Origin of the sequence: Micromonospora sp. CPCC 205554, from assembly GCF_036902745.1 — a bacterium.
GTDB classification, from domain to species: domain Bacteria; phylum Actinomycetota; class Actinomycetes; order Mycobacteriales; family Micromonosporaceae; genus Micromonospora; species Micromonospora tulbaghiae.
The window spans coordinates 106,845-132,700 of the sequence record NZ_JBAKHP010000013.1; the positions used below are offsets into that span (position 1 = coordinate 106,845).

The 25,856-nt window shown below is 73.2% G+C and carries 33 protein-coding genes and 1 pseudogene; 18 read left to right on the plus strand and 16 right to left on the minus strand.

Annotated elements, in window-relative coordinates; translation table 11 throughout:
- The first annotated feature begins 128 nt into the window (after positions 1–128).
- Positions 129–905: a M23 family metallopeptidase gene (locus V6U82_RS18675; RefSeq protein WP_128136677.1), complete on the plus strand. Its 777-nt coding sequence runs from the start codon at positions 129–131 to the stop codon at positions 903–905.
- Between the two features lie 43 nt (positions 906–948).
- Here the strand turns inward: V6U82_RS18675 and V6U82_RS18680 are convergent, their stop codons facing one another.
- The 5 genes and pseudogenes from V6U82_RS18680 to V6U82_RS18700 form a co-directional block, all read right to left on the minus strand.
- Positions 949–1,446, minus strand: a complete 498-nt coding sequence (locus V6U82_RS18680) for a TspO/MBR family protein (RefSeq protein ID WP_128136676.1) — start codon at positions 1,444–1,446, stop codon at positions 949–951.
- A 151-nt stretch (positions 1,447–1,597) separates the two neighbouring features.
- On the minus strand, positions 1,598–1,744 hold the full coding sequence (locus V6U82_RS18685; RefSeq protein WP_013288160.1) for a GPGG-motif small membrane protein: 147 nt from the start codon (positions 1,742–1,744) through the stop codon (positions 1,598–1,600).
- A pseudogene (locus tag V6U82_RS18690) lies at positions 1,735–2,515 on the minus strand (metallophosphoesterase family protein). The gene V6U82_RS18685 and the pseudogene V6U82_RS18690 overlap by 10 nt, the downstream one beginning before the upstream one ends.
- 10 nt (positions 2,516–2,525) lie before the next feature.
- Entirely contained in the window at positions 2,526–2,735 is a 210-nt protein-coding gene (locus tag V6U82_RS18695; protein ID WP_225853111.1) for a hypothetical protein, read from the minus strand.
- A 56-nt stretch (positions 2,736–2,791) separates the two neighbouring features.
- Positions 2,792–3,373 carry a nucleotidyltransferase gene (locus tag V6U82_RS18700; RefSeq protein WP_091422918.1) on the minus strand — a complete coding sequence of 194 codons (582 nt, stop codon included), beginning with the start codon at positions 3,371–3,373 and terminating at the stop codon, positions 2,792–2,794.
- A gap of 150 nt (positions 3,374–3,523) precedes the next feature.
- On the opposite strand from V6U82_RS18700, the gene V6U82_RS18705 reads away from it, so the two are divergent.
- A complete protein-coding gene (locus tag V6U82_RS18705) occupies positions 3,524–4,255 on the plus strand; it encodes a dTMP kinase (protein WP_334462889.1) in 732 nt (243 codons plus the stop codon).
- Here V6U82_RS18705 and V6U82_RS18710 read toward each other — a convergent pair.
- A complete protein-coding gene (locus V6U82_RS18710) occupies positions 4,240–4,917 on the minus strand; it encodes an SDR family NAD(P)-dependent oxidoreductase (protein ID WP_334462891.1) in 678 nt (225 codons plus the stop codon). The two genes, V6U82_RS18705 and V6U82_RS18710, sit on opposite strands and share 16 nt — an antisense overlap.
- Before the next feature lie 257 nt (positions 4,918–5,174).
- On the opposite strand from V6U82_RS18710, the gene V6U82_RS18715 reads away from it, so the two are divergent.
- The 3 genes from V6U82_RS18715 (at position 5,175) to V6U82_RS18725 (ending at position 8,507) form a co-directional block, all read left to right on the plus strand.
- The gene (locus V6U82_RS18715) at positions 5,175–6,089 is read left to right on the plus strand and encodes a MurR/RpiR family transcriptional regulator (RefSeq protein ID WP_128136673.1); all 915 of its coding nucleotides are present in this window, start codon (positions 5,175–5,177) and stop codon (positions 6,087–6,089) included.
- Positions 6,086–7,033 carry an N-acetylmuramic acid 6-phosphate etherase gene (gene murQ, locus V6U82_RS18720; protein ID WP_128136672.1) on the plus strand — a complete coding sequence of 316 codons (948 nt, stop codon included), beginning with the start codon at positions 6,086–6,088 and terminating at the stop codon, positions 7,031–7,033. The genes V6U82_RS18715 and murQ overlap by 4 nt, the downstream gene beginning before the upstream one ends.
- Positions 7,034–7,517: 484 nt before the next feature.
- Positions 7,518–8,507, plus strand: a complete 990-nt coding sequence (locus tag V6U82_RS18725; RefSeq protein ID WP_181726522.1) for a sigma-70 family RNA polymerase sigma factor — start codon at positions 7,518–7,520, stop codon at positions 8,505–8,507.
- 72 nt (positions 8,508–8,579) lie between these two features.
- Here the strand turns inward: V6U82_RS18725 and V6U82_RS18730 are convergent, their stop codons facing one another.
- Positions 8,580–9,545: a C40 family peptidase gene (locus V6U82_RS18730; RefSeq protein WP_334462894.1), complete on the minus strand. Its 966-nt coding sequence runs from the start codon at positions 9,543–9,545 to the stop codon at positions 8,580–8,582.
- Between the two features lie 416 nt (positions 9,546–9,961).
- Here V6U82_RS18730 and V6U82_RS18735 point away from each other — a divergent pair, with 416 nt between their 5' ends.
- Entirely contained in the window at positions 9,962–10,480 is a 519-nt protein-coding gene (locus V6U82_RS18735) for a DUF6232 family protein (RefSeq protein WP_334462896.1), read from the plus strand.
- Positions 10,481–10,487: 7 nt separating this feature from the next.
- Here V6U82_RS18735 and V6U82_RS18740 read toward each other — a convergent pair whose 3' ends face one another.
- Both V6U82_RS18740 and V6U82_RS18745 read right to left on the minus strand, forming a co-directional pair.
- A complete protein-coding gene (locus V6U82_RS18740; RefSeq protein ID WP_282311023.1) occupies positions 10,488–10,817 on the minus strand; it encodes a DUF3817 domain-containing protein in 330 nt (109 codons plus the stop codon).
- Positions 10,818–10,842: 25 nt separating this feature from the next.
- A complete protein-coding gene (locus V6U82_RS18745; RefSeq protein WP_334462901.1) occupies positions 10,843–11,280 on the minus strand; it encodes a hypothetical protein in 438 nt (145 codons plus the stop codon).
- A 122-nt stretch (positions 11,281–11,402) separates the two neighbouring features.
- On the opposite strand from V6U82_RS18745, the gene V6U82_RS18750 reads away from it, so the two are divergent.
- The 3 genes from V6U82_RS18750 to V6U82_RS18760 are packed head-to-tail and all read left to right on the plus strand — an operon-like array spanning position 11,403 to position 12,593.
- Positions 11,403–11,702: a DUF6158 family protein gene (locus V6U82_RS18750; protein WP_091422947.1), complete on the plus strand. Its 300-nt coding sequence runs from the start codon at positions 11,403–11,405 to the stop codon at positions 11,700–11,702.
- Positions 11,702–12,019: a hypothetical protein gene (locus V6U82_RS18755; RefSeq protein ID WP_128138636.1), complete on the plus strand. Its 318-nt coding sequence runs from the start codon at positions 11,702–11,704 to the stop codon at positions 12,017–12,019. Before V6U82_RS18750 ends, V6U82_RS18755 begins: the two co-directional genes overlap by 1 nt.
- A gap of 34 nt (positions 12,020–12,053) precedes the next feature.
- Complete coding sequence (locus tag V6U82_RS18760; RefSeq protein ID WP_013288145.1) at positions 12,054–12,593, plus strand: DUF1360 domain-containing protein; 540 nt, start codon at positions 12,054–12,056, stop codon at positions 12,591–12,593.
- A gap of 58 nt (positions 12,594–12,651) precedes the next feature.
- Here V6U82_RS18760 and V6U82_RS18765 read toward each other — a convergent pair whose 3' ends face one another.
- From V6U82_RS18765 to V6U82_RS18775, 3 genes are read right to left on the minus strand one after another with little or no spacing between them, the layout of a single operon-like run.
- Complete coding sequence (locus tag V6U82_RS18765; protein WP_334462913.1) at positions 12,652–12,861, minus strand: hypothetical protein; 210 nt, start codon at positions 12,859–12,861, stop codon at positions 12,652–12,654.
- A gap of 27 nt (positions 12,862–12,888) precedes the next feature.
- A complete protein-coding gene (locus tag V6U82_RS18770) occupies positions 12,889–13,122 on the minus strand; it encodes a hypothetical protein (RefSeq protein ID WP_018786980.1) in 234 nt (77 codons plus the stop codon).
- Between the two features lie 40 nt (positions 13,123–13,162).
- The gene (locus tag V6U82_RS18775; RefSeq protein ID WP_334462992.1) at positions 13,163–14,260 is read right to left on the minus strand and encodes a 3-deoxy-7-phosphoheptulonate synthase; all 1,098 of its coding nucleotides are present in this window, start codon (positions 14,258–14,260) and stop codon (positions 13,163–13,165) included.
- 254 nt (positions 14,261–14,514) lie between these two features.
- Between V6U82_RS18775 and V6U82_RS18780 the strand changes: the two genes are divergently transcribed.
- Positions 14,515–14,736, plus strand: coding sequence for a hypothetical protein (locus V6U82_RS18780; protein WP_128138638.1), 222 nt, complete (start codon positions 14,515–14,517; stop codon positions 14,734–14,736).
- Here the strand turns inward: V6U82_RS18780 and V6U82_RS18785 are convergent.
- Positions 14,711–15,424, minus strand: a complete 714-nt coding sequence (locus V6U82_RS18785; protein WP_334462919.1) for a phosphodiesterase — start codon at positions 15,422–15,424, stop codon at positions 14,711–14,713. The genes V6U82_RS18780 and V6U82_RS18785 overlap by 26 nt on opposite strands.
- An 85-nt stretch (positions 15,425–15,509) precedes the next feature.
- Here V6U82_RS18785 and V6U82_RS18790 point away from each other — a divergent pair, with 85 nt between their 5' ends.
- The 7 genes from V6U82_RS18790 to V6U82_RS18820 all read left to right on the plus strand — a co-directional run bounded on the left by V6U82_RS18790 (position 15,510) and on the right by V6U82_RS18820 (position 23,106).
- Positions 15,510–16,799: a M16 family metallopeptidase gene (locus V6U82_RS18790; RefSeq protein WP_334462920.1), complete on the plus strand. Its 1,290-nt coding sequence runs from the start codon at positions 15,510–15,512 to the stop codon at positions 16,797–16,799.
- Positions 16,799–18,142 (plus strand): M16 family metallopeptidase, encoded by a 1,344-nt coding sequence (locus tag V6U82_RS18795; RefSeq protein ID WP_013475426.1) that lies wholly within the window; start codon positions 16,799–16,801, stop codon positions 18,140–18,142. The genes V6U82_RS18790 and V6U82_RS18795 overlap by 1 nt, the downstream gene beginning before the upstream one ends.
- A gap of 97 nt (positions 18,143–18,239) precedes the next feature.
- Positions 18,240–19,262, plus strand: a complete 1,023-nt coding sequence (locus V6U82_RS18800) for an aspartate-semialdehyde dehydrogenase (protein ID WP_334462924.1) — start codon at positions 18,240–18,242, stop codon at positions 19,260–19,262.
- A gap of 101 nt (positions 19,263–19,363) precedes the next feature.
- Complete coding sequence (locus V6U82_RS18805) at positions 19,364–20,032, plus strand: TMEM175 family protein (RefSeq protein WP_128137832.1); 669 nt, start codon at positions 19,364–19,366, stop codon at positions 20,030–20,032.
- 64 nt (positions 20,033–20,096) lie between these two features.
- Positions 20,097–20,513, plus strand: coding sequence for a CBS domain-containing protein (locus V6U82_RS18810; RefSeq protein ID WP_091422973.1), 417 nt, complete (start codon positions 20,097–20,099; stop codon positions 20,511–20,513).
- Positions 20,514–20,674: 161 nt separating this feature from the next.
- A complete protein-coding gene (locus V6U82_RS18815; RefSeq protein WP_334462932.1) occupies positions 20,675–21,046 on the plus strand; it encodes an SCP2 sterol-binding domain-containing protein in 372 nt (123 codons plus the stop codon).
- Positions 21,046–23,106 (plus strand): amylo-alpha-1,6-glucosidase, encoded by a 2,061-nt coding sequence (locus tag V6U82_RS18820; protein WP_334462934.1) that lies wholly within the window; start codon positions 21,046–21,048, stop codon positions 23,104–23,106. The genes V6U82_RS18815 and V6U82_RS18820 overlap by 1 nt, the downstream gene beginning before the upstream one ends.
- Before the next feature lie 34 nt (positions 23,107–23,140).
- On the opposite strand, the gene V6U82_RS18825 is transcribed toward V6U82_RS18820, so the two are convergent.
- Together V6U82_RS18825 and V6U82_RS18830 are read right to left on the minus strand one after the other, a co-directional pair.
- Positions 23,141–23,530 (minus strand): VOC family protein, encoded by a 390-nt coding sequence (locus tag V6U82_RS18825; RefSeq protein WP_334462936.1) that lies wholly within the window; start codon positions 23,528–23,530, stop codon positions 23,141–23,143.
- Between the two features lie 9 nt (positions 23,531–23,539).
- Positions 23,540–24,199 (minus strand): alpha/beta hydrolase, encoded by a 660-nt coding sequence (locus tag V6U82_RS18830; protein WP_334462938.1) that lies wholly within the window; start codon positions 24,197–24,199, stop codon positions 23,540–23,542.
- 99 nt (positions 24,200–24,298) lie between these two features.
- Here V6U82_RS18830 and V6U82_RS18835 point away from each other — a divergent pair, with 99 nt between their 5' ends.
- Positions 24,299–25,051, plus strand: a complete 753-nt coding sequence (locus V6U82_RS18835; RefSeq protein WP_334462941.1) for a lysophospholipid acyltransferase family protein — start codon at positions 24,299–24,301, stop codon at positions 25,049–25,051.
- 50 nt (positions 25,052–25,101) lie between these two features.
- Here V6U82_RS18835 and V6U82_RS18840 read toward each other — a convergent pair whose 3' ends face one another.
- Positions 25,102–25,845 carry a hypothetical protein gene (locus tag V6U82_RS18840; RefSeq protein ID WP_334462943.1) on the minus strand — a complete coding sequence of 248 codons (744 nt, stop codon included), beginning with the start codon at positions 25,843–25,845 and terminating at the stop codon, positions 25,102–25,104.
- Between the last annotated feature and the right edge of the window lie 11 nt (positions 25,846–25,856).

A 25,856-nucleotide genomic window follows, 5' to 3' on the forward strand; every position in this document is an offset into this window, starting at 1 on the left:
CGGCCCGGTAACAATCCCGAAACCCTGGCCACCGCTGGTGGGTGCGCTCCCACGAATCTTCCCGGGAACGGAACTTTCTGTCAGGATGTCCGCATCACATTGAAGACTTTCAACATTGGAGGCAGTGGATGCGTAAGCGATGGCTCGCCCTCGGTGCGAGCGCGGCGGTCCTGGCGGCGACCCTCGTGCCGGCCGCGCCGGCGATGGCCGCTCCGACCTTCAAGGTCCCGTTCCCGTGCAACCAGTCCTGGTCCGGTCAGACCCGGACCAACCACAGCCCGGCGAACGCGATCGACTTCAACCGCACCGACGACCTGGGCGACCCGGTGGTCGCCAGCGCTCCCGGCACCGTCGACGTGGTCACCAACCTCGGCGACACCAGCTACGGCAAGTACGTCCGGATCAACCACGGGGGCGGTCACACGACCTACTACGCCCACCTGAACGCCTTCAACGTCTCGGTCGGGCAGACCGTCGGCTACGGCCGGGTGATCGGCTACGTCGGCACGACCGGCGGCTCCACCGGCCCGCACCTGCACTACGAGCAGCGCCTCAACGGCAGCTCTGTGAAGATCAAGTTCAACGGGGTCCAGGCGCTCTACTGGGGCACCAAGACCTACACCAGCGACAACGGCTGCGGCGGGACGAACACCGGCGAGGGCACCGTCAACACGGCCGGCTCCCCGCTGACGGTCCGCTCCGGCCCCGGCACCGGCTACAGCTCGGTCGGCACGGTGGCCGACGGGGCGAAGGTGACCATCCAGTGCCAGACCAGCGGCACCAGCGTCAGCGGCACGTACGGCACCAGCTCGATCTGGGACCGGATCGGCTCCGGCCGGTTCATCTCCGACGCCTACGTCTACACCGGGTACGACGGCTACATCCCGGGCGTACCCCGCTGCTGAACCCGGCGGGCGCGGGGGCGAGCCGCCCCCGCGCCCGTACCGGTCAGGAGTTCAGCCGCCACACCGCGAAGTTCAGCGCGGACGCGAACGTCACCCAGGCCCAGTACGGCAGCATCAGCAGCGTGGCCGGCCGGGAGACGCGCCGGAACAGGGCGACCGTCACGCCGATCGCCAGCCACATCAGCACGATCTCGGCGAACGCCAGCCCGTACGCCCCGGCGCCGAAGAACAGCGGGGTCCAGATCGCGTTGAGCACGAGCTGCACGACCCAGGCCCAGAGCGCGGGGCCGAAACCGGCCCGGCGCCAGACCAGCCAGCCGGCGATCGCGATGAGCGCGTAGAGCACGGTCCAGACCGGGCCGAACAGCCACGACGGCGGCGCCCAGGCGGGCTGCTCCAGGCTCTGGTACTCGGCGGAGGTGCCCTGGACGCCCAGCCCGCCGATCGCGGCGGCGGCGAAGGTGGCGGCGGCGAAGCCGAGCAGCGCCCACCACGTGCGGGCTCCGGTGGTGCGCCGGGTGACACTCTGCGACATCTCCATGGTCGAGATGTTTCCGCTCGACCGGCCCGGCAAACGCCCGGACGCCGCCGGACCCGGACGCGGAGAAGCCGGAGTCACCCGGCCCGGACGTTCCGGTCCGGCAGGACGGAACGCCCGGGCCCGGCGACCCCGGCGGGTACGGGAACCGCTGTTACGTGTTGAAGATGCTGACGCCACCCGGGCCGACCAGCAGGCCGACGACGATGAGGACGATGCCCCAGAGGATCTGCCGGCGGAACAGGGCGAGAATTCCGGCGACCACCAGTACGACTGCGAGAATCCAGAGAATCAGCTCCATGTCGGCTGAATACCCGTGCGCCCGTTACCGGAAACCTCCGGCTCAGTCGAGCTGATCACCGCCCAGGTGGAAGACGCTGTACGCCTGCTTGATCACCGGGTGGGCCACGTTGCGGACCCGTACGCCGCCCGGCGTGGTGCCGCGCTCGGTGCCGTGGTGGGCGTGCCCGTGCAGCGCCAGCGCGGTGGGTGCGGAGTCGATCGCCTGGCCGAGCTGGTAGCAGCCGAGGAACGGGTAGATCTCCAGCGGCTCGCCGGCGAGCGTGTCCGGCACGGGGGAGTAGTGGGTGAGCGCGACGAGCGCGTCGCACTCCAGCGAGAGCAGCGCGCCGGTGAGCGCGTCGGCGCTCTCCCGGGTGGTCCGCACGAACGCCTTCATCTCCGGCTCGCCGAAGTCGCTGGCGCACCGCCCGGCGAACCCGCCGCCGAACCCCTTCACGCCGGCCACCCCGAGCCGTCCGCCGGGCGTCTCCACCACCGTGCCGGTGCCCTCCAGCACCGTGATCCCGGCGTCCTCCAGCACCTTCACCACCTGCGGCACCTCGTCGCACTGGTGGTCGTGGTTGCCGAGCACGGTGATCACCGGTACGCCGAGGTCGCCGAACTCCCGGGCCACGCACCGGGCCTCGGCCTCGGTGCCGTGCCGGGTGAGGTCACCGGCGAGCAGCAGCGCGTCCGCGCAGCCGGGCAGCTCCTCCAGCGCCGGCCGGAACCGGCCCACCACGTCCTCGTCCAGATGCACGTCGCCCACGGCGGCGATCCGGATCACCATCGAACCTCCCTCACGGCAACTCCTCGACCTGGGTGGGCGCCTGCGTGCGGATCACCCCGATGTCGCTGGTCACGGGCGTGTCCGGGAAGCGCTCGGCCACCCGTCGCAGGATCTCCTCCCGCCGGTGCGGGCTCTCCACCTCGCCGTAGAGCACCAGCCCGTTCTCCCGCCGCACCACGGTGATGCCCTGCTCGGCCACCGTCGGGTCCTCGGCCAGCATGCTCTGGATCTCCGCCTCGACGTACTCGTCGGGGGGGACGTCGCCGGACAGTCCGGTCACAGGGTCTCCCTTCCGCCGGGCGCGCCGCCGGGCAGCACGTCCAGCCGGTCGAGCAGCACCAGGAACGCCTCCGCGTACGGCGAGTGCTGCGTCTCCTTCCGTACCCGTTCCCAGTCGATCTGCTCCCGCAGCGAGCGGGCCAGCGGCAGGGCCCGGGCGAAGTCGCAGTAGTGCTGGGAGAAGCTGAGCAGCTTGTGCACCATGAGCTGGCTGGCCGAGAGCACCGGCATGTGGATCGCGTCGACCGGGCGCACGATCGTGTCGGCGAACGTCTCCGCGGTGACCGGCGTCTCCACCGGCCGGTGGATCAGGTCCACCATCCGGTCCTCGTCGTAGACCTTGACCAGCCAGTCCTCCGGCGGACGCTCGGCGGTGAAGCCGGCCTCGACCAGCGCCTCCAGTGCCCGGTCGACGTCCGCCTCGCGGAGCAGGAAGTCCACGTCGTGGTCGCTGGAGTGGCCGCCGTGCGCGTACACCGCGAAGCTGCCACCGAGCGCGAACGGGATCTCGGACTGTTTGAGCACGGCGGCGACCTTCTTCAGCGTGTGCACCAGGGTCTCGTCCCCGCGCTCGGCCATCTGCGGCTCCCTCGTCGTCATATCTGCGGTGGGACCACGATGCGTACCCGGCGGACGCTCCGGTCACACCTGTTGGGGCGCGATCGGCCCGTCAGGGTAGGAAAGCGACATCCGGGCCGGTGTGAGCATCGGTCGGATAACCTCGGGAGGGTGGCCAGCTCACTGCGGACGCGGCGGGGCGGGGCCCGACTGCGCGCCGTCGCCCTGATCGGCATCGACGGCTCAGGTAAGACCACCCAGGCCCACCGGCTCGCCCAGGCACTCACCGCCGCCGGTCGTCCCGCCACCTACCACCGCAACGCCGGTGGCCGCCGCTGGCTCGGCCGCATCGCCCAGCGGGTCGGCCGTCCGGACGCGCAACGGCTCGTCGGGCGCGACGGCCTGCTCGTGGTCGAGTCGGTGCTGCGGTGGCTGGCCATCGCGCTCGCGCTGCTCATCTGCCTGGTGACCGGCCGCACCGCGGTGATGGACAGGTGGTCCGCCTGCCAGTACGCCAGCATCCGGGCGCACGGCGGGCAGCGGTGGGAGCGGCTGGCCCGGGCCGGGTACCGGATCTTCCCGGCGCCCCGGGTGACGTTCCTGCTCACCGTCGACCCCGCCGAGGCGTACCGCCGGATCGAGCGGCGTGGCACCGACCACGAGACGATGGAGTGGCTGACCGCCGCGGCCGCCGCCTACCGGGGGCTGCCGGAGTACGGCACCTTCGTGGTGGTGGACGGCAACGGCCCGCCGGAGGAGGTGGCCCGCCGGATCCGGGCGCACCTGAGCGAGTGGCTGCCCGACGACCCGCCCGCCGGTCCCGGCCCGGCTCCGGCCGGTCCGCGACGCCCGGCCGGTGGCGCCGGGCGGGACGGGCCGGTGCCGGTTCAGGCCCGCCCGTAGACCGGGATGCTCGCGCCGCTGGTGGGCGCGGACTCGGGGGAGGCGAGGAAGCGGATCACCTCGGCGATCTCGGCCGGCGGCACCCAGCGCCCGTGGTCGGCGTCGGGCTGGGCGGCGCGGTTGGCCGGGGTGTCGATGACGCTCGGCAGCACCGTGTTGCACCGCACGCCCCGCTGCCGGTACTCGACCGCCACCGTCTCGGCGAACGCCCGCACCGCGGCCTTGGCGGTGGCGTAGCCGGAGGCGCCGGGGAACGGCGAGACCGCCGCCCGGGCCGAGACGCAGACCACCGCTCCGTCGCCGGACGCCATGAGGTGCGGCAGCGCCGCGTGGGTGACCAGGTACGTCGGGCGCAGGTTGAGCCGCAGCATCCGTTCGAAGTCGTCGACCGGGGTCTCGTGCACCAGGCCACCGGCCGCGTACCCGCCGACGAGGTTGACCACCGCGCGCAGCGGGGCGGCCGGCTCGGCGGTCGCCGCCTCGACCGCCCGCGCGACCCCCTCGGGGGTCAGCAGGTCGGCCACGACCCGGACCGGGCCGTCGTCCGTCCCGGGCTCCCGCTGGGGTACGACCACCCGCCAGCCGGCGTCGAGGAAGGCGGCGGTGACCGCGCCGCCGAGCCCACCCGTGCCTCCGGTCACCAGCACCGTGCGTTCCGTCATGGACACACGCTAGCCAACCGCCCCGCCGGCGGACCGGTGGGCCGTCCGGCCCGCCGGGTCGAGGCCGACCAGGCAGGGACCGCCGCGCGACGGCGGACCGGCACGTCGGGCGGCAGGAGTGACTCGACCGGAGCGGATGAGGCGGTGGGGCTGCGACAATGGGATCCTTGGCCCGGGGACGGGCACGGAAGACAGTAAATTTCCCGATACGCGGTGTCATGGTTGACGCTCACGCCTCGTGAAAGTAAGTTTCATCCGTGGCGAAGAGTTCGAAGATTTCTGCGAGTCACGAGCCCGGTGGACTGATCGTCCACATCAGCGGCCTGCTGCCCTCGCTGTCCCCGGCCGAACAGCGGGTGGCCCGGCTGGTCGTCGCCGATCCGGCGGACGCGGCCCGGCGTACGATCACCGACCTCGCCACCGCCGCCGAGACGTCCGAGGCGACAGTGATCCGCTTCTGCCGCTCGGTCGGCATGGACGGCTACCCCCAGTTGCGGATCCGGCTCGCCGCCGAGGCCGCCCGCCGGGTCGAGCCGCCGGACGCGCGCGTGGTCGGCGGCGACATCCCGCCGGGCGCGGACCTCGCCCAGATCATCGCCACGATCGCGTTCAACGACGCCCGGGCCGTGGAGGAGACCGCCGAGCAGCTCGACCCGGCGGTCTGCGAGCAGGTGGTCGAGGCGATCGGCGCGGCCGGCCGGATCGACGTCTACGGCGCGGGCGCCAGCGGCTTCGTCGCCTCCGACTTCCAGCAGAAGCTGCACCGCATCGGCCGCATCGCGTTCTACTTCCCGGACGTGCACACCGCGCTCACCTCCGCCGCCCTGCTGGGCCGCGGCGACGTGGCGGTCGGCATCTCGCACACCGGCACCACGTCCGACGTCATCGAGGTGCTGGAGCAGGCGCGGGCGCGCGGCGCCACCACCGTGGCGCTGACCAACTTCCCGCGCTCGCCGATCACCGAGGTCGCGGACCACGTGCTCACCACAGCCGCCCGGGAGACGACGTACCGCTCCGGCGCGACCGCCAGCCGGCTGGCCCAGCTCACGGTGGTCGACTGCCTCTTCGTCGGGGTGGCCGCCCGCAGCCGGGCCCGGACCAAGAAGGCCCTGGAGGCCACCGCCGAGGCGGTCCAGTCGCACCGGGTCGGCCCCGGGCGGAGGCGGGGATGACGGCGGGCCGGGTGGAGCGCGACGGCGTGGCGGCGGTGCGGCCGGTGGTGCGCGTCGGCGCGCCGACCGAGCGGCGCAACCCGCACAGCGTCGACCTCGACCTGATGTCCACCCGGGACGTGCTCACCGTCATCAACGAGGCGGACCGGCGGGTGCCGGCCGCGGTCGCCGCCGTGCTGGACGAGATCGCCGAGACCGTCGACCTGGCCGTGGCCGCGCTGCGCGACGGGCACCGTGTGCACTACTTCGGCGCCGGCACCTCCGGTCGCCTCGGCGTGCTGGACGCGGCCGAGCTGGCGCCCACGTTCAACTCGCCCCGGCACTGGTTCTGCTCGCACCTCGCGGGCGGCCCGGACGCCATGTGGCGCGCCGTCGAGGACGCCGAGGACGACGAGCGCGGCGGCGCCGCCGAGGCCGCCGAGTGCGTACGCCCCGGCGACCTCGTGGTGGGCCTGGCGGCCAGCGGGCGCACCCCGTACGTCCTCGGGGCGCTCGCCGCGTCCCGGGCGCAGGGGGCCGGTACGGTGCTGCTCTGCGCGAATCCGGAGGCCGAGGCCGCCGCGTCGGTGGACGTCTTCATCGGGGTGGACACCGGACCGGAGGTGGTCACCGGGTCGACCCGGATGAAGGCCGGCACGGCGCAGAAGCTGGTGCTCAACACGTTCTCCACGGCCGTGATGGTGCGTCTGGGCCGGGTCTACTCGAACCTGATGATCGACATGGTGGCCACCAACGCCAAACTGCGCGGCCGCATGATCTCGATCCTCATGGAGGCCACCGGCTGCGCCGAGGAGGTGTGCCGGGTCGCCCTGCGGGAGGCCGACGGCGACCTCAAGACCGCGCTCGTCGCGCTCGTGTCCGGCGCCGAGGTGCCGGCCGCCCGGGCCGCGCTGGCCCGCTCCGCCCACCAGGTACGCGGCGCGCTCGAACTGCTCGCCTCCTGAGGGTTCCGGCCCCCGCCGCGGGCCGGCCCGTCCCGCCCGATCCACCCGCCCGGCGCATCCGCCCGGCGGGTGCGACGCGTATCACGTGCGGGGAGGGGACGACTCCTCCCGCACGGATTGTTCAACGAGGCGGAGGGTAATCCTTGAGCATGGCTGAACCGACCGGTCCGCAGGCGCGTATCTCGCAGTGACCAGGATCGCAACGACTCGGTGACGCGGCTCGCTGTGTTCATGGAACAGGCAATGGTGCCATTCCATGGGCGAACGGCGATTTCGCAGCTCCGGTGTGCGCCGAAAACGGCGCCCGCGAGCCGCCCGAACCGGGCCGGTAACAGGAAACATGGACCGGGCTCTCAGCTACTACTCAGGCATTCGTGACAGTTTCGACTCACGACATGGAATCCCCGACGCGTCACATCTGTTGTGTAGGTGTCAGCACCTACGGGCACAGCGGAGGTTACGGGGAGGGCTGATGAACGTGGGGATGGCAAGGAACCGGGCAACCGGCGCGAGCGAGGGGACCGTGGCAATCGTGGACAAGAACATCGGCATGCGTACCGACGAGGTCGCCGAGGAGCGGGACCTGGTCGGCGTCTACCTGCACGAGATCTCCCGGACGCCGCTGCTCGACGCCGCCCGGGAGGTCGACCTCTCCAAGGCGATCGAGGCGGGCCTCTACGCCGAGCACCTGCTCGACGAGGATCGGATCCCCGACGGCGTCGACCGGGAGGACCTGGAGCGGCTGGTCGTCGAGGGTGAGCGCGCGAAGGACCTGTTCATCCGCGCGAACCTGCGGCTGGTCGTGTCGATCGCCCGGCGCTACGTGCGCTCCGGCATGCCCATGCTGGACCTGATCCAGGAGGGCAACACCGGCCTGGTCCGGGCGGTCGAGAAGTTCGACTACGAGCGCGGCTTCAAGTTCTCCACCTACGCGACCTGGTGGATCCGCCAGGCCATCAGCCGGGCGATCGCCCAGCAGGAGCGGACCGTACGGCTGCCCGTGCACCTGGTCGAGGACGTCAACCGGATGCGCAACGTGGCCCGGCAGCTCACCCGTGAGCTGGGCAGCGACCCGGAGCCGGAGCAGATCGCGACCGCGCTCGGCGTGACCGTCGAGCGGGTCAACGAGCTGGTCCGCTGGTCGCAGGACACCGTCTCGCTGGACACCCCGGTGGGCGACGACGGCGACACCAACCTCGGTGACCTGGTCGCCGACAGCGACGCGCCGTCGCCCGAGGAGATCGTGCTCACCGGTCTGGAGCGGCAGCGGATCGAGGGTCTGCTCAACCACCTCGACGACCGTTCCGCCGGCATCATGCGGGCCCGGTACGGCCTGGAGGACGGGCGGGAGCACTCGCTGACCGAGGTCGCGTCGCGGTTCTCGCTGTCCCGCGAGCGCATCCGCCAGCTGGAGATCCAGGCACTGGGCCGGCTGCGTGAGCTGGCTCGCGCGGAAGGGCTCCAGGCGGCCTGACCTGGTAACAATGAACGGCGAACGGCCGGCGTCCGACAGGGGGACGCCGGCCGTTCGCCGTCTTCGCGGTGCTCAGACCCGGCCGTAGCCGGCGATCGACATGATGTTCATGCCGCGCTTGCTGACGTTGCGCCCGGCGCTGGGCGCGTCGATGATCTGACCGCCCCCGACGTAGAGCGCCACGTGCCCGAGACCGGAGTAGAACACCAGGTCACCCGGCTGCAGCTGGCTGCGGCTGATCCGTGTGGTGGCGCTCCACTGCCGCGCCGCGCTGTGCGGCAGCGACTTGCCGGCCGCCCGCCACGCCGCGAGCGTCAGGCCGGAGCAGTCGTAGCTGCCGGGACCGTCCTGGCCGTAGCCGTAGGGCTTGCCGACCGCGCCGTAGGCGTACCGCACCGCCACTCCGGCGTCGCCGGAGACGGCCGGTGGCTTGCCCGCCGAACTGGGGTTGCCGGGCGCCTCGTTGGCCCGCCCGTACGCCTTGCGCCGCATCTCGTAGAGGTCGGACAGGTCCGCCTCGATCCGCGTCTTCGCGGACTTGAGCTGCTTGGCCTGCGCCGCCTCCCGGGCGAGCGTGACGTCCAGCCGGGTCTTCTGGTCGATCAGCCGCTGCTGGTCGGCCGTGAAGCTGTTGATGGTGCGCTGCCGCTGGCGGGTGAGCTGGTCGAGCGTGCCCAGCCGCTCCGGCAGCGTGGCCTGGCCGCCCGGGTCCAGCAGGGCCGCCGCGGTGCGCATGCCGCCGGTCTTGTACGCCGTCGCGGCCAGCACACCCACGTCGGCGCGGCTGCGTTCGGCCTGTTCCTGCAACGGCCCGATCCGGGCCTCCAACTTGGCCGCGGTGGCCTTGTTGGCCTTGATGTCCTCGTTGAGCTTGTTGTAGGACTCGACGATTCGCTCCAGCTCAGTCGAGGACTTCTCGATCTGCTTCGTCAGCTCGGCGGGTGTGGGCTCGGCCCGGGCCACCTGCGCCGGGGCGAGCAGCGCGGCCGAGAGGCCGGCCACCGCCAGCGAGCGGAGCAGCATCCGTAAGGACGACAAGAGCGGAAAGCTCCTCTCCCACCGGTCGCCGGGCGCGTTCGCGACCCGGCGACACCGGCCCGGGGCCGTCCGGGTGGACGGCTGTCGACCGGGCCGACCTGGACAACCTAACCCGTGATCGCAGTAGCCGGGAGTTCAAGCAGGGGCGAAAGTTGGCAAAGTGGCGGAAAGTGATGAGGGGGAGCCGGTGGGTGGATGAGGCGAACTCGCCCGATTCGTCGTTCTGGGCGGATGTCGCCAGGCAACGCCAGGCAAAGTCATGACAAAGACCGAAATCATTCTCTGTTTCCGGCTGGCGCGGCCGCGCCGGTGACCCCCGCGACGGCCGAAACCCCGAGGTCAGGTGGCGCGAGGCCAACACAATGAAGCCCGGACGGGAAATCCCACCACGGGATCCCTGCTCCCGGGAGGCCGCCGTGCAGACCGAACGCTCCGCCACCCAGCCGCCCCGCTCGCCGCGACCGGCCGCACCCAGGCTGCTCTACGCCCGGCCCGGCATCGTCGTCACCGCCGAGCGCTTCACCGTCGGCCGTAACAGCTGGCAGGTGGCCGAGATCACCCAGCTCCGGACCGACCGTGGACCGCACGACCGGCTCGCGATCCGGGCCGTCGCCGTGTCCGCCGCGATGATCGCCGCGGTCGGCCTGCTGCTCGGCTTCACCGGCGGCCTGCACCGGCTCACCGCCGGGGCGTACCTCATGCTCGGCACGGTCGGACTGGTGCCGCTGCTGCTCGTGCTGATCGGCGACCGCGTGCGGCCCCCGGCGCACGAGCTGTGGGGACGGGTGCGGGGCACCGAGGTGCTGCTGTTCAGCAGCGACGACGAGCGGCAGTTCGGCCAGGTCGCCCGCGCGCTGGCGCGGGCCCGGGAGGCGGCGCGCCTGGGCGGCTGGGCCGACCCGCCGGCGGCCGAGCCGTGGCGACCGGCCCGGTGACCCGCGGTCAGCCCGCGACCGGCTCCGGCGTACGCGGGCGGCTCTCGGCGGCCACCCAGTGGCTCACCCGCCGCTCGGCGTAGAACGAGACGAACGGCACGGTGCCGGCGAGCATCACCAGCAGCATCCGCTTCAGCGGCCAGTTCGCCCGGCGGGACAGGTCGAACGTGAGCGCCAGATAGAGCATGTACAGCCAGCCGTGCGCCACGCCGACCACGGCCACCACGCTCGGGTTGTCGAAGCCGTACTTCAGCGGCATGCCGATCAGGACCAGCACCACGAGCGCCACGCCCACGATCCAGGCGATCACGCGGTACCGGGTAAGGGCTCCGCCCACCGTCGTCCGTCCTTCCGCACCGGCCTCAGCCGGGATAGTCGCCGGGCCGGGCGCCCGGATTGGCGTTCAACCAGGATAGGTAGCGGTTGTACGCGGCCAGCTCGGCGTCGTCCGCCCCGTCCGCCGGTGCGGCCGGCACCCGTACGACGCGCACCGGCCGGCGTACCGCCGGGGTGGCGGCGACCGGCGCGGCGCCGGCGGTCACCGACGGCCCCGGCTCGGCCGGCGTGGTGTCCCCCGTCGGCGCGGGGCCGGCAGCGCGCAGCGTCTGGCGGACCTCACGCCACCAGACGAAGATCACGAAACCGGCGAACACCGGCCACTCGATCGCGTAACCGAAGCTGATCGCGTTCCCCCCGGCGGCGCGGGTGACCTGCCACCAGCCCATGCCGAGGCAACCCGCCGCCAGCACGACCATGGCCACGTGGCGGACGATCCACGCCGGTGTCCAGAGCCGTTCCATGCCCACGAGAGTACCGGGGCCACCGGGCGTCTCCGACACGGCGTCGTAGGCCGGGCGGGGTTTGGTGGCACGCCCGCTGGGCATCCGAACAGGTGCAACCCGAACGAGACGAGGGGGCGACGATGACCGAATCGGTACGCCGGGACGCGAGCCCGGAACAGCGGGTCGCGGAATGGGACGGCGACCACGCCCGCACCGTCGACGCGGACGGCGAGCAGCTCGGGGTGGACCCCGCGGAGCTGGGTGACGAGGACCTGGTCCGGGAGATGCAGAGCCTGCACCGCACCCGGCTGGACACGCTGCGGCACGCCACCGACTCGGCGCTCGCCAACCACCTGCGGCGCACCGCCGAACTGGAGACGGAGTACCTGGCCCGGCACCCCGGCCGGGAGGTCGACCCGAGCCGGCTGCGGGACGCCTGATGGCCAGCCACGCCGAGCGCGGCATGTCCGCGCCGCCGGAGGTGGTGTTCAACACCGCGACCGACCCGGACCGCTCCTCGGCCTGGCTGCCCGAGCGGCTGCGCAGCTCCGGCGCCTGCCGGGTGGAGGTCGTGGACGCCGACGACATGCGGGCCCGGTGGAGCGCCGCGGACTGGTCCGCCGAGATCGACGTGGAGCCGGCCGACGCGGGCGGCGCCCGGGTGCGGCTGGAACTGGCCGGGCCGGACCACGACCTGGCCGACGAGATCCTGGCCAACCTCGACCGCGAGGTGGCCGACAACCTGACCGCCGGTTGAGCCCGGCCCGCACGACGAGCACGAGGAGGCCGGGTTGACCGGGAGTGGCCTGAAGCAGAAAGTGGCGCGCCTGCGCCAGGCGTACGCGCCGCACGAGCATCGGCCGCTGGAGGGCTACCTGAAGGCGATGGGCACGTACGCCGGTGTGACGGCGGCGCTCGTCGGGCTGGTCCGGGCGACCGGCCGGCCGGTGCCCGAGCGGCCCACCCCCGCGGACGTGGTGCTGCTCTCGATCGCCACGCACAAGCTCAGCCGGCTGCTGTCCAAGGACGCGATCACCAGCCCGCTGCGGGCGCCGTTCACCCGTTACGACCACCCGATCGGCAGCGGCGAGGTGATGGAGCAGGTCCGCGACGAGGGCAGCCCGACCCGGCACGCGCTCGGCGAGCTGGTGAGCTGCCCGTTCTGCCTGGCGGTCTGGGTGGCCACCGGGCTCACCGGCGGCCTGGTGCTGGCGCCCCGGCTGACCCGGCTGGTCGCCACCGCGCTGACCGCGGTGGCCGCCTCCGACTTCCTTCAGATGGGGTACGCGGTCGCCCAGCAGGCGGCCGAGGGCGGTCGCCACGAGGCGTGACCCGTGAACACGGAAGAGGGCCGGCGCGCGCCGGCCCTCTTCCGTGTGTCTCCCACCGTCAGGTGGGGGTGGTGCCGTGGTCCTCGCCGGCCCAGCCGCGCGACGCCTCCGGTTCCCGCTCGTCCTCGTCCTCCCCGGTGATGACCTCGCGGTCCACGGCGGTGCGGTCGTGCTCGTTGGCGAAGTCCGGCTCCGGCAGCGTGTCGACGCCCTCCGGGGGCTGGTCGAGCGCCGCCAGGTGCTCGTGGTCGGGGTTGCGGTCGGTCATGTCGCGTCCTCTCGGTCTTCCGGGGGCTCAGGCGACCGTGCCGCCCAGCAGATCGGCCGCCTCGTCCGCCGCGTACTCGCCCTGGGGGAGCGCGGCGATCCGGGTGAGCAGCTCTGCGGGGAGCTCGGCGGCCACCGCCCGGCGGTAGATGTCCGCCTGGGTGATCCGCTCCTGGCCGTGGTAGATGTCGTCGAGCAGGTCGTCGAGCGGCCTGGTGTCGGGCTGCTCGGTCACGGGCGCGTCATCGGTCACGCCGACCACCTACCCGGCGCCGAACCGGTCAAACTCGCCCCAACCCCGCTCAGGCCGGTGCCGGGAGGGTGGCCCGGCGGGCACGGACGGCCTGGGCCAGGTGCTCCAGCACCTCGGCGGTGGTGTCCCAGCCGATGCAGGCGTCGGTGACCGACTGGCCGTACGCCAGCTCCCGGGTCGGGTCCAGGTCCTGCCGGCCCGGCACCAGGAAGCTCTCCAGCATGATGCCGACGATCCCGCGCTGGCCGGCGGCGAGCTGCGCGGCCACGTCCGCGGCGACCAGCGGCTGGTTGCGGTGGTCCTTGCCGCTGTTGGCGTGGCTGGCGTCGACCACCACCCGCTCCGGCAGGCCCGCCGCCCGCAGCAGCTCCAGCGCCCCGGCCACCGACTCCGCGTCGTAGTTCGGCCGGCCGCCCCCGCCGCGCAGCACCAGATGCCCGTCCGCGTTGCCCCGGGTGTGCATGATCGCCGGGGTGCCGGAGACGTCGATGCCGGGGAAGACGTGCGGCACGCCGGCGGCCCGGATCGCGTCCACGGCGGTGGCGATGCTGCCGTCCGGGCGGTTCTTCATGCCGATCGGCATGGACAGCCCGGAGGCGAGCTGCCGGTGCACCTGGCTCTCCACCGTCCGCGCGCCGATCGCGCCCCAGGCCACCGTGTCCGCGATGTACTGCGGGGTGATCGGGTCGAGGAACTCGCAGCCCACCGGCAGGCCCAGCCGCAGCACGTCGAGCAGGAGCGCCCGCGCGGTACGCAGGCCCGTGTTCACGTCGCCGGAACCGTCCAGCGCCGGGTCGTTGATCAGGCCCTTCCAGCCCACTGTCGAGCGCGGCTTCTCGAAGTAGACACGCATCACCACGAGCAGGTCGTCGGCGACCCGGGCGGCGGCCTCGCGCAGCCGGCCCGCGTACTCCAGGGCGGCGGCCGGGTCGTGCACGGAGCAGGGGCCGACGACGACGAGCAACCGGTCGTCGGCGCGGTCCAGCACCCGGCCGACGGCGCGGCGGCCCGCCACGACTGCCTCGGCCAGCGGGGTGTCGAGCGGCAGGTGGTGGTGCAGCAGGGCCGGGGTGGTCAGCGGCACCACACGGTCGATGCGCTGGTCGATGACCCGATGGGCGTCCTGGGACGTGGTCACGGTGGGGATTCCTTCCGCCGACCGTGCCCCCGTGCCGGGTCCGGGGGATCGAGCCGGCTGCTCGCATACGAAAGGGCAGGGAAAAGAATCCCTGCCCGGCCGGCTCGAAGAGGTGGTGACGTCAGCTCATGGTCGAGTCACCGGCTCCTCCAGCCGGCTGCCTAAACCATCGATACGACCGCGTCACGTCGACCAGCGTACCCGAAGCACGCCGGAAGTCCCGCTGTCGTTCCGAAGTGCGGAACGCGGGGTATGTGATCGCCATGACCACGAGCCACGACCCCAGTGACCAGGAACGGATCGAGTCCCGAGCGCACCTGTTGCCGGAGGAGGCGGCGGCGGGCAGCGACGACGCCGAGGCGCAGGCCGACGCGATCCTCGCCGAGTCCGACATCCGCGAGGCGGACCAGAACGCCGCCCCCGACACGGTGCTGGAGCACCGCACCTCCGAGCAGACCGTCACCCCCGTCGAGCCGCCCGACTGAGCGCGGCGCCCCGGGCCCGGCGGGAACCCCGGTAACTGTCGTCCCGCAGCCGGGCCAGCGGGCCGGTCAGGCGCAACCCCGGCGGCACGTTGCCGATCGGGTCGAACGCGAGCGCGGCGTCCTCGGCGGCGCCGCGCTCGTCGTCGAGGCGTACCTCGCCGAACGGCCGCCACCGGCCCACCGCCGAGGCGACCGCCAGCACCAGCCGGGGCTCGTCGTCCGCGACCGCCGCGCCCGCCTCGGCCAGGCCGCGACCCAGGTCGGGCGACTCCGGGTCGGCCAGCACGGCCAGGAACAGCCGCCGCCCGCCGCCCCGGAACGGCATGATCGACGTGTACGTCCCGGTGAAGCGCCGCCGGGGCAGCGGCAGGTTCCGCAGCACCGGCGCGGCGCCGCTGGAACTCCACAACAGGTCCACCGGCGGCTCCGGGTCACGGTGCAGCCGCACCGCCACGCCCAGCACGTCCGGCCAGCGGCCCGGCGTCGGCACGCCCTTGGACAGGCGGATCGTGGCCGGCCACCGGCCCGGGGAGTCGAGCAGCGGCACGCCGGTCGGCGGTCCCGGCGTACCCCAGATCCGGGCCTCGCCGGCGAACGTGCGCCCGGCCGGGTGCAGCAGCCGGGCGTGCCGGAGCCGGGCCAGCGCGGCGGCGGCGCGCTCGACGGCGGAGGGTGTGGTGGCGGCCATGACCGCACGGGTACCCCGGCGCGCACCGACGATGCTCCGGCGCGCGTGTCACCTTTCCGCCTCCGCGATCGGATAGCGTCGTCTCATGCCCGACAGCGGTTTCCCCTGGCCGATCGAGACGACCCGACTGGACAACGGCCTGCGCGTGGTGGTGAGCGAGGACCGCACCGCCCCGGCCGTGGCGGTCAACCTCTGGTACGACGTGGGCTCACGCCACGAGCCGGCGGGACAGACCGGCTTCGCCCACCTCTTCGAGCACCTCATGTTCGAGGGCTCGGTGAACGTGGCGAAGACCGAGCACATGAAGCTGATCCAGGGCGCGGGCGGCTCGCTCAACGCGACCACCAACCCGGACCGGACCAACTACTTCGAGACGGTCCCGGCCGAGCACCTGGAACTGGCGCTCTGGCTGGAGGCCGACCGGATGGGCGGTCTGGTGCCGGCGCTGACCCAGGAGACGCTGGACAACCAGCGCGACGTGGTGAAGAACGAACGCCGGCAGCGCTACGAGAACGTGCCGTACGGCGACGCGTGGCTGCGGCTGCTGCCGCTGCTCTACCCGCCCGGCCACCCGTACCACCACGCGACGATCGGGTCGATGGCCGACCTGAACGCCGCCGACCTGGCCACCTTCCAGGAGTTCCACAGCACGTACTACGCGCCGAACAACGCGGTTCTCACGGTGGTCGGCGACACCGAAGCGGCGGAGGTGTTCGCGCTCGCCGACAAGTACTTCGGCGGCCTCGCCGCGCGCGCCGACATCCCGGCCGCGCCGGACGGCCGCACGGTGCCCGCCACCGGCCGCCCGGCGGTGGAGACCGTCACCGCCGACGTGCCCGCCCCCCGCGTCTACGTCGCCCACCGCACCCACCCGTTCGGCACCCAGGGGTACGACGTCACGACGGTGCTGGCCACCGTCCTCGGCAGCGGCCGGGGCAGCCGCCTCTACCAGCGGCTCGCCGACGGTGAGCGGATCGCCCAGCCGGACCTGGTCGGCGCGTACGGCGTGGACCTGGCGCACGCCCCCGCCCCGCTGATCGCCACCGCCACGGCCCGCCCCGGGGTGAGTGCCGAGCGGCTGCGCGACGGCCTGGCCGACGTGGTCGACGAGCTGGCCACCGTGCCGGTGACCGCGGCCGAGCTGGACCGCGCGAAGGCGCTGCTGAGCACCATGTGGTGGCGGCAGATGTCCACGGTGGACGGGCGGGCCGACACGCTCGGCCGGTACGCCACCCAGTTCGGCGACCCGGCCCGCGCGGCCGACCGGCTGCCGGCCTGGCTCGCGGTGACCGCGGAGCAGATCGCCGAGCAGGCCGCCGAGCTGCTCGGCGCCGCCGACCGGGTGATCCTGACCTACGTGCCCGAGGAGAACTGATGTCGCTGATCGCCACCCGTCCCGGCCCCGGCGCCGCCCGCGCCTACCGGTTCCCGCAGGTGGTCCGGCGGACGGCGGCCGGCGGCCAGGTGGTCGCCGCGCACCTGCCCGGGCAGAACCTCGCCGTCGCGTTGCTGCTGCTCGACGGCGGCGCGGGCCGGGAGCCGGTCGGCAAGGAAGGGCTCGGCGCGGTGCTGGCCAAGGCGCTGGAGGAGGGCACCGCGCAGCGGGACGCCACCGCGTACGCGCTGGCCATCGAGGCGCTCGGCACCGAGCTGGCGACCGGGCTCGACTGGGACTCGTTCCAGGTGAGCGTGCAGGTGCCGGTGGACCGGCTGACCGCTGCCGTGGAGCTGCTGGCCGAGGCGGTCCGTACGCCCCGGCTCGACCCGGCCGACGTGCTGCGCGTCCGCGACGACGAGGCCACGGCGCTGCGGATGGACTGGGCCAACCCCGGCCCGCGCGCCGACGCGGTGCTGCGGGCCGAGCTGTTCGGCGCGCAGCACCGGTGGGGCCGGCCGCTCTACGGCGACCCGGACAGCGTGGCCGCGCTGGAGGTGGACGACGTCACCGTCTTCCACTCCGAGTGGTTCATCCGCCCCGGCACGCTCGTCGTCGCCGGTGACCTGGAGCGGATCGACCTGGACGCGCTCGCCGCGACGGCGTTCGCCGGCGCCGGCGGGGGCCCGGTGGAACGCGGCGGCCCGATCGACGTGCCGCTGGCCGGGCAGCGGCGGATCATCCTGGTCGACCGGCCCGGCTCGGTGCAGTCCACGCTGCGGCTCGGCCACCCGTCCCCGCACCGCGCCCACCCCGACCACGTGCCGATGACGCTCGCCGGCACCGTGCTCGGCGGCGCGTTCACGTCCCGGCTCAACCACCTGATCCGTGAGGTACGCGGCTACACGTACGGGATCCGTGGCGACTTCGCCTCGTCCCGGCGGTTCGGCCGGTTCGCGGTCAGCTCCGGCGTGCAGACCGCGGTGACCGCCCCGGCGCTCGTCGAGTCGGTGGGCGAGATCTCGCGTACCCAGCTGACCGGCGTCAGCGAGGACGAGCTGGAGGTGGCGCGTTCCTGGCGGGCCGGGCAGCTCTCGGTCGAGTTGCAGAGCCCGCGTGCCATCGCCGCGGCCCTGAGCACGCTGGTCGTGCACGACCTGCCGGACGACTACCACGCGCGGCTGCGGGAGCAACTGCTCGCGGCGACCGTCGAGGACGTCTCCGCGGCGGCCGCGACCTACCTGCACCCCGAGTCGCTGACGATGGTGATCGAGGGGGACGCGGCGGTCATCCGGGACGAGCTGGTCGCCAGCGGTCTCGGCGAGGTGGTCGACCACACGTGAGCTGACGGGGCGGCGGGCCTGTGATTCCCGTCGCCCCGCATCCGCGCGGTGGGAAACGTTTCCCACCCGCACCGCCCGGCTGGGTAGCCTCGCGGGCATGAGGATCGGCATTGTGGGAGCCACCGGTCAGGTCGGTGGCGTCATGCGGCAGGTGCTGGCGGAGCGCGAGTTCCCGGCGGAGCAGGTGCGCCTGTTCGCCTCGGCCCGGTCGGCCGGGCGCACGCTGCCCTGGCGCGACGGCGAGGTCACCGTGGAGGACGCGGCCACCGCGGACTACCGCGGTCTGGACATCGTGCTCTTCTCGGCGGGCAAGGGCACCGCGAAGGAGCTGGCTCCCCGGGTCGCCGAGGCCGGCGCCGTGGTGATCGACAACTCCTCGGCGTTCCGGATGGACCCGCAGGTGCCGCTGGTGGTGGCCGAGGTGAACCCGCACGCGGTGGCGGACCGCCCGAAGGGCATCGTGGCCAACCCGAACTGCACCACGATGGCCGCCATGCCGGTGCTGCGCCCGCTGCACGACGAGGCCGGGCTGGTCAGCCTCGTCGTCGCCACGTACCAGGCGGTCTCCGGCGCCGGCCTGGCCGGTGTGGCGGAACTGGACGAGCAGGTCCGCAAGGTGGCCGAGGACGCCGCCGGGCTCGCCTTCGACGGCGCGGCGGTGGAGTTCCCGGCGCCGCGCTCGTTCGCCCGTCCGATCGCCTTCAACGTACTCCCGCTGGCCGGTTCGATCGTCGACGACGGCTCCGACGAGACCGACGAGGAGCAGAAGCTGCGCAACGAGAGCCGCAAGATCCTGGAGATCCCCGGGCTGAAGGTCTCCGGCACGTGCGTGCGGGTGCCCGTCTTCACCGGTCACTCGCTGCAGATCAACGCCCGGTTCGCCCGGCCGATCGACCCGGCCCGCGCCCGTGAGCTGCTCGACGGCGCGCCCGGCGTGGCGTTGCGCGACGTGCCGACGCCGCTGGAGGCGGCCGGCCAGGACCCGACGTACGTCGGCCGGATCCGGGCCGACGAGACCGTCGAGCACGGGCTCGCGCTGTTCTGCGCCAACGACAACCTGCGCAAGGGCGCGGCGCTCAACGCCGTGCAGCTCGCCGAGCTGGTCGCCGCCGAGCGCTGACCCCGCCGGCGTCCGTGCCGGGCCACCCGGCCCGGACGCCCGCTCAGGGGGTATGCCCGCCGGGTCGCCGGCCGCACCGCGCCGGCAGGGCGGAGGTGCCGATGACGGCCGAAGGGGACACCGGGGCCGCCGGGATGCGCTCGGACACGGGCCGGGCGATCGGGTTCAGCGACGCGGTCTTCGCCATCGTCATCACGCTGCTGGTGCTCGACCTGCGGGTGCCCGAGACGGCGCCGGGCGGGATGCTGCGCGCGCTGCTCGACCAGTGGCCGGTCTACCTCGCCTACGTCACGTCCTACCTGTACGTGGCGGTCAACTGGCTGAACCACAAGGGGACGTTCCACCGGGTCCGCTGCGCCGACCGGGGACTGCACTGGGCGAACCTCGGCGTGCTGTTCAGCGTGGCGCTGCTGCCGTTCGTCACCGCGCTCGTGTCCCGTGCCGTGGAGGAGGGCGACGTCTTCGACGAGCGGGTCGCGGTGTCCGCGTACGCGCTGGTCGGTGTGATCCTGTCGATCACCTGGCTGTGGCTCTACCACTATCTGAGCCGGCACCGGGAACTGCTGGAACCGCACGTCCCCGCCCGGTTCTTCGAGGCCGAACGCGTCCGGGCGCTGCTCGGCGTCCTCGCGTACGCGATCGCCGGTCTGGTGGGCGTGCTGCTGAGCGTGCCGGCGGCGCTCGTGGTGCTCCTGCTGCTGCCGATCTTCTACGGGTTGTCCAGCAACGGCTTCTACGACCTGCGCCGGCGCCTGCGCCACCGGCGGTGACGCCCGCGTTACCCCGCCTGCGGCGGCGGGTAGACGGCGGTGCCGACACCGAGAGGGGAGCACCATGACAACGGTCGGAGAGTTCATGACGACCCGGTTGGTGACGATGGACGGCAACGACACGCTCATCGCCGCGGCGCAGGAGATGCGCGACAGCGCCATCGGCGATGTGGTGGTGACCGACGGCGACAACGTGGTCGGCATCGTGACGGACCGGGACATCACGGTACGGGGCGTGGCCGAGAACATGGATCCCACCGCCACCCGGCTCAACCAGATCACCAGCAAGGACGTGGTCACCGTCAGCCAGAACGACGACGCCGTGGCCGCCGCCGACCTGATGCGCACGTACGCGGTCCGCCGCCTCCCGGTGGTCGACGACGGCCGCCTGGTCGGCCTGATCTCCATGGGTGACCTGGCGGTGGAGCGGGAACCCCAGTCGGTGCTCGCGGACATCAGCGCCGACGACCCCAACAACTAGACCTGTCCGCCGCGGTGACGCCGGCCCCCGGTTCGGGGGCCGGCGTCGCGCGTCGCGGTGGTGGCGCCGCGCTCACCCGGTTCGGGCGAGGTTGGCCCCGGTCCGGGTGGGGACACGGAGCCTCGACAGGTAGACCGCGGATCGCGGGAGGAGTCGCCCGGATGGTGGACACGACCACGAGATTCTTCGAGGACCTGGACCGGCGGGGGTTCGAGCCGCTGCTGGTCAAGGCATCCGGAACGCTCCGCTTCGACCTGCACGAGGGCCCGCACACCACGCACTGGCTGCTGGAGATCGATCACGGCAAGCTGCGGGTCCGGCAGGAGGACGGCGAGGCGGACACGGTGGTGGGCACCGAGCCGCGCCTGTTCGCCGAGCTGGTCAGCGGCGAGGAGAACGCCATCGCCGCGCTGCTGCGCGGTGACATGACAGTCGTCGGCGACCTGCGGCTCGTGTTGCAGGTCGAGCGGGTCTTTCCCGGTCCGCCGGACTCCCGCGGACCGCACCACACGTTCGGCGGGAGGGGTGCCTGATGCCCGGCAGCAACACCGTCCGGATCCTGGACGGCAACACGTTCGTGGTCAGCGAGGACACCGGCGACATCGAGGCCACACCGAGCGAGCCGACCGGCCTGTTCTCGCTCGACACGCGGTACCTGTCGAAGTGGGTGCTCACCGTCAACGGCGAGCGGCTCAACGCGTTGTCCTACGACGACCTCCAGTACTACGAGGCCCGGTTCTTCCTGGTGCCCGGCATGGCCACGCACTACATCGACGCGAAGCTGTCGATCATCCGGGAGCGGGCGGTCGGCGGCAGCTTCCGCGAGACGCTGACCATCCTCAACCACGACGAGAAGGCGGTCGACCTGCAGATCCGGATGGACGCCGGGTCCGACTTCGCCGACCTGTTCCAGGTCAAGGACGAGATCCTGAACAAGAAGGGCGAACACTACGCCGAGGCCGAGTCCGACCGGCTGCGCCTGGGCTACCGGCGCGGCAACTTCCGGCGCGAGACGCTCGTCTCCGCCAACCAGCCGGCCCGCTACGACCAGCGCGGCTTCGCCTGGAGCATCCGGCTGGAACCCAACGAGCAGTGGGACGCCGTCATCGACGTGCAGACGTTCGCGATCGGCCCCGGCGGCCGGGACCTGCGGATGGGACTGCGCGCGCACGGCACCGAGCGGCTCGCGCTCCAGCACGACCTGGAGGAGTGGATCAGCCGGGCCCCGAAGCTGAACAGCGAGCACGAGGAGCTCGCCGCGACGTACCGGCGGAGCCTGGTGGACCTCGCGGCGCTGCGCTTCTCGCCGCTGTCACTCGGCGGGCAGACGCTGCCCGCGGCCGGCCTGCCCTGGTTCATGACCATGTTCGGCCGGGACAGCATCCTCACCTGCCTCCAGGTGCTGCCGTTCGCGCCGGAGATGTCGAAGACCACGCTGCGCATCCTCGGCGCGCTCCAGGGCACCCGGTTCGACGACTTCCGGGACGAGGACCCGGGCCGGATCCTGCACGAGATGCGGTACGGCGAGACCGCCGCGTTCGAGGAGCAGCCGCACTCGCCGTACTACGGCTCGGTGGACGCGACCCCGCTGTTCGTGGTGCTGCTCGACGAGTACGAGCGGTGGAGCGGCGACGGCGCGCTGGTCAAGGAGCTGGAACAGGAGTGCCGGGCCGCGCTGAAGTGGATCGACGACTACGCCGACCTGCTCGGCAACGGCTACATCTGGTACGAGCGGCGCAACACCGACACCGGCCTGGAGAACCAGTGCTGGAAGGACTCGTGGGACTCCATCTCGTACGCCGACGGCACGCTGCCGCCGTTCCCGCGGGCCACCTGCGAGGTGCAGGGGTACGCGTACGACGCGAAGATGCGGGCCGCCCGGATGGCCCGGGAGTTCTGGGACGACCCCACGTACGCCGATCAGCTGGAACGCGAGGCGGCGGAGCTGAAGCGGCGCTTCAACAACGACTGGTGGGTCGCCGACCGCGGCTTCTACGCGCTCGCGCTGGACCCGGACGGGCGCCAGTGCGACGTGCTCACCTCCAACATCGGGCACCTGCTGTGGAGCGGGATCGTGGACGACGAGCGGGCGCCGAAGATCGCCGAGCATCTCGTCGGCCCCCGGCTCTGGTCCGGCTGGGGGGTGCGGACGCTGGCCGAGGGCGAGGTCCGCTACAACCCGATCGGCTACCACAACGGCACGATCTGGCCGTTCGACAACTCGTTCGTCGCCTGGGGCCTGCGCCGGTACGGCTTCGCCGAGGAGGCCGCCACGGTGGCCAACGGCATCCTCGACGCGGCCACCTACTTCGACGGCCGGCTGCCGGAGGCGTTCGGCGGCTACCAGCGCGAGCTGACCAAGTTCCCGGTGGAGTACCCGACGGCGTGCAGCCCGCAGGCGTGGTCGACCGGCGCGCCACTGCTGTTGCTGCGCACCATGCTCGGGCTGGAGCCGCACGACAAGCACCTGGCGGTCGACCCGCGGCTGCCGGTGGGCATGGGACGGATCGAGGTGCTGGACATCCCGGGCCGCTGGGGCCGGGTGGACGCGTTCGCCCGGGGCCGGCTCGACCTCGAGGAGCTGGCCGACTGAGCGGTTCGGCGCCGGGTCCGCGCCCGGGTGGCGGTCAGTGCCCGGGCGGCGGCGCGGCGTGCGCCTCGTTCGGCGGGAGCAGGCAGAACTCGTTGCCCTCCGGGTCGGCCAGCACGGTCCAGCGCGGCAGCTCACGCACGACTGTCGCGCCCGCCTCCAGCACCGCGGCCCGTTCCTCGGCGTCACCGACCAGGTCGAGGTGGATCCGGCCGGGCTCCGGCAGCACGTCGGCGGGGCTGATCCACAGGTCCGGACGCCGCCCGTGCGGGTCGCGCAGCAGCACCGCCTCGGTCGGCGCGAGCGTGCCCTCGGCGAGCTTCACCCGGTCCGCCTCGACCACCGGCACCCCGGTGACCGCACTCCAGAACGGTGCGAGCAGGTATGGGTCGCGGCAGTGGATGACGATCGCGGCGAGGTCGGGCATGCCTCGAACCTAGTCGCCCGCGGCGGCGGGCAGGACGCTGTCCAGGAACGCGGTGGCAGCCGCGCGCAGGTCGGGCCGGGCCAGGTCGAGCGCGTGACCGCCGTGCGTGAGCCAGAGATGGGCCGGGTGCCCGGCGGCGAGCAGCCGGCCGGTCAGCTCGATCGGCTGGGCGGCCGGCACCGCTTCGTCGTCACGCCCCTGCATCAGCAGCACCGGCACGCCGGAGCCGAGGTGGGTGGCGACTGTCGCGTCGACGGTGGCCGGATCGCCCGCGGCCGGCGGACGGCCCAGCAGGTCGGTCCACGGGTCGTCGCCGGGAGCGCGCCGGCGTCGCTGCTCCGGGTCGAGCGGGTCGACGGGGGCCCAGTACGCGAGCACCCCCGCCACGTCGCCGGGCCGGTCCACCCCGCGCAGGCCGAGTTGAAGCGCCAGCATCCCGCCGGCCGAGTCGCCGCCCACCAGCAGCGGCAGGCCGCACGCCGCGGCCCGGGCGGCCCGGGCCGCGGCGCGGACGTCGTCGAGCTGCGCCGGCCAGCGCGCCTGGTGCGAGAACCGGTACGTGGCCGGGACCACGCGCAGCCCGAGCGACACGAGCGCCGTCCCGTCCTCCTCGGCGCGGGCCCGCCATCCTCCGCCGTGGATCCAGAGCAGCACCGCGCGTTCGGTCATGTCGCCATCGTCGCCGGGCCCGGGCCGGTGCGCGACCCGGGTCTGCCGAGGGCAGATCGGCCCTACGGTCGCGTAACCTACTCGGGGTAAAGTTTCGACATGTCGGAACTCGTGTACCCCCCTGTGATCACCGCCGCGAAGACGATGTTCCGGCTTCTCGACCTGCGCCTCGACGTGTCCGGCAGCGACCACGTGCCGCAGACCGGCGGCGCCGTGCTCGCGTCCAACCACGTGAGCTACCTCGACTTCATCTTCTGCGGCTACGGCGCGCACCCGGCCAAGCGGCTGGTCCGGTTCATGGCCAAGGACAGCGTCTTCCGGCACCGGGTCTCCGGTCCGCTGATGCGCGGCATGAAGCACATCCCGGTCAACCGGGCCGCCGGCGCCGGCTCGTACGCCGCCGCGGTGAGCGCGCTGCGCCGGGGTGAGGTGGTCGGCGTCTTCCCGGAGGCGACGATCAGCCGCTCCTTCACCGTGAAGGACCTGAAGAACGGCGCGGCCCGGATGTCGCAGGAGGCGGGCGTGCCGCTGCTGCCGGTCGCGCTCTGGGGCACCCAGCGGCTGTGGACGAAGGGCCGCCCGCGCACGCTGACCCGCCGGCACACCCCGATCACCATCGTCGTCGGCGAGCCGATGGACCCGTCCGCCTACCCGGACGCCACCGTCATGACCGCCGACCTGCGTACCCGCCTGTCGGCGCTGGTCGACCGGGCCCAGCGGGAGTACCCGGACAAGCCGTCCGGCCCGGACGACACCTGGTGGCAGCCGGCCCACCTGGGCGGCGGCGCGCCGACCCCGGAGGAGGCGGTCGAGCTGGACCGGTCCGAGCGCCGCACCCGCAGCGCCTCCTGACGCCCGCCCTGCGGGCTCGCGCCCTCCGCCAGGTTCCGCCGCGGGGAGCGTCAGCAGGCGGAGCCGGGCTGGTCGTGGGCGGGGAAGCCGGACCACGCCCACGGCGACGCCTCGGCCTCCGGCGGACGGTAGTAGTCGTCCCGGGACAGGAACTCCACCGGCAGCGAGCCCGGCAGCGTCACGGTGCCCAGTGTCGGGGCGGGGGAGGCGGCCACCCGGACGGCGAGGACGTCCCGTTCCGGCGGGGACAGGTCCACCAGCTCGGCGTTGGCGAGCCGGAAACCGGCCACCGAGCGGCGTACCTGCCGGGCCAGCCCGGCGACCAGACCGACCGGGCCGGTCAGCGCCAGCGCCGGCTGCCGGATGGTGCGCAGCGCGTCGCAGACGATGCGCAGCTCGGCGATGCCGTCGCCCACCTCGGCCAGCTCCAGTCGGGACGGCCACTGCCAGCGGATCTGGCCGCTGACCAGGCGGGACAGCCGGACCGGACGCCGGTGCCGGGCACCCGCCCGGCCGTCCCGCCCGGACACCACCGACAGTTCGGAGCCGGTGCAGACGTACGCCAGGCGGCGCTCGGTCACGGTGACCGTCGCCGGGGCGGGCAGCGACCAGCAGCGGACGTCCTCGCTCGGGCCGAGCAGGTGACCGGCGACGCGGAGGCTGTGCTGACCGAGCAGACGTTCGCCCGGCTCGGGCACCAGCTCGTAGCGCCGGTCGAGCACGGGACGGGTGGGGTCGTCGTCGGCGTCGAACCGGTGCGGCCCGACGAAGAAGGGTGTGGCGTCCTCCGGCACGGTACGACCTC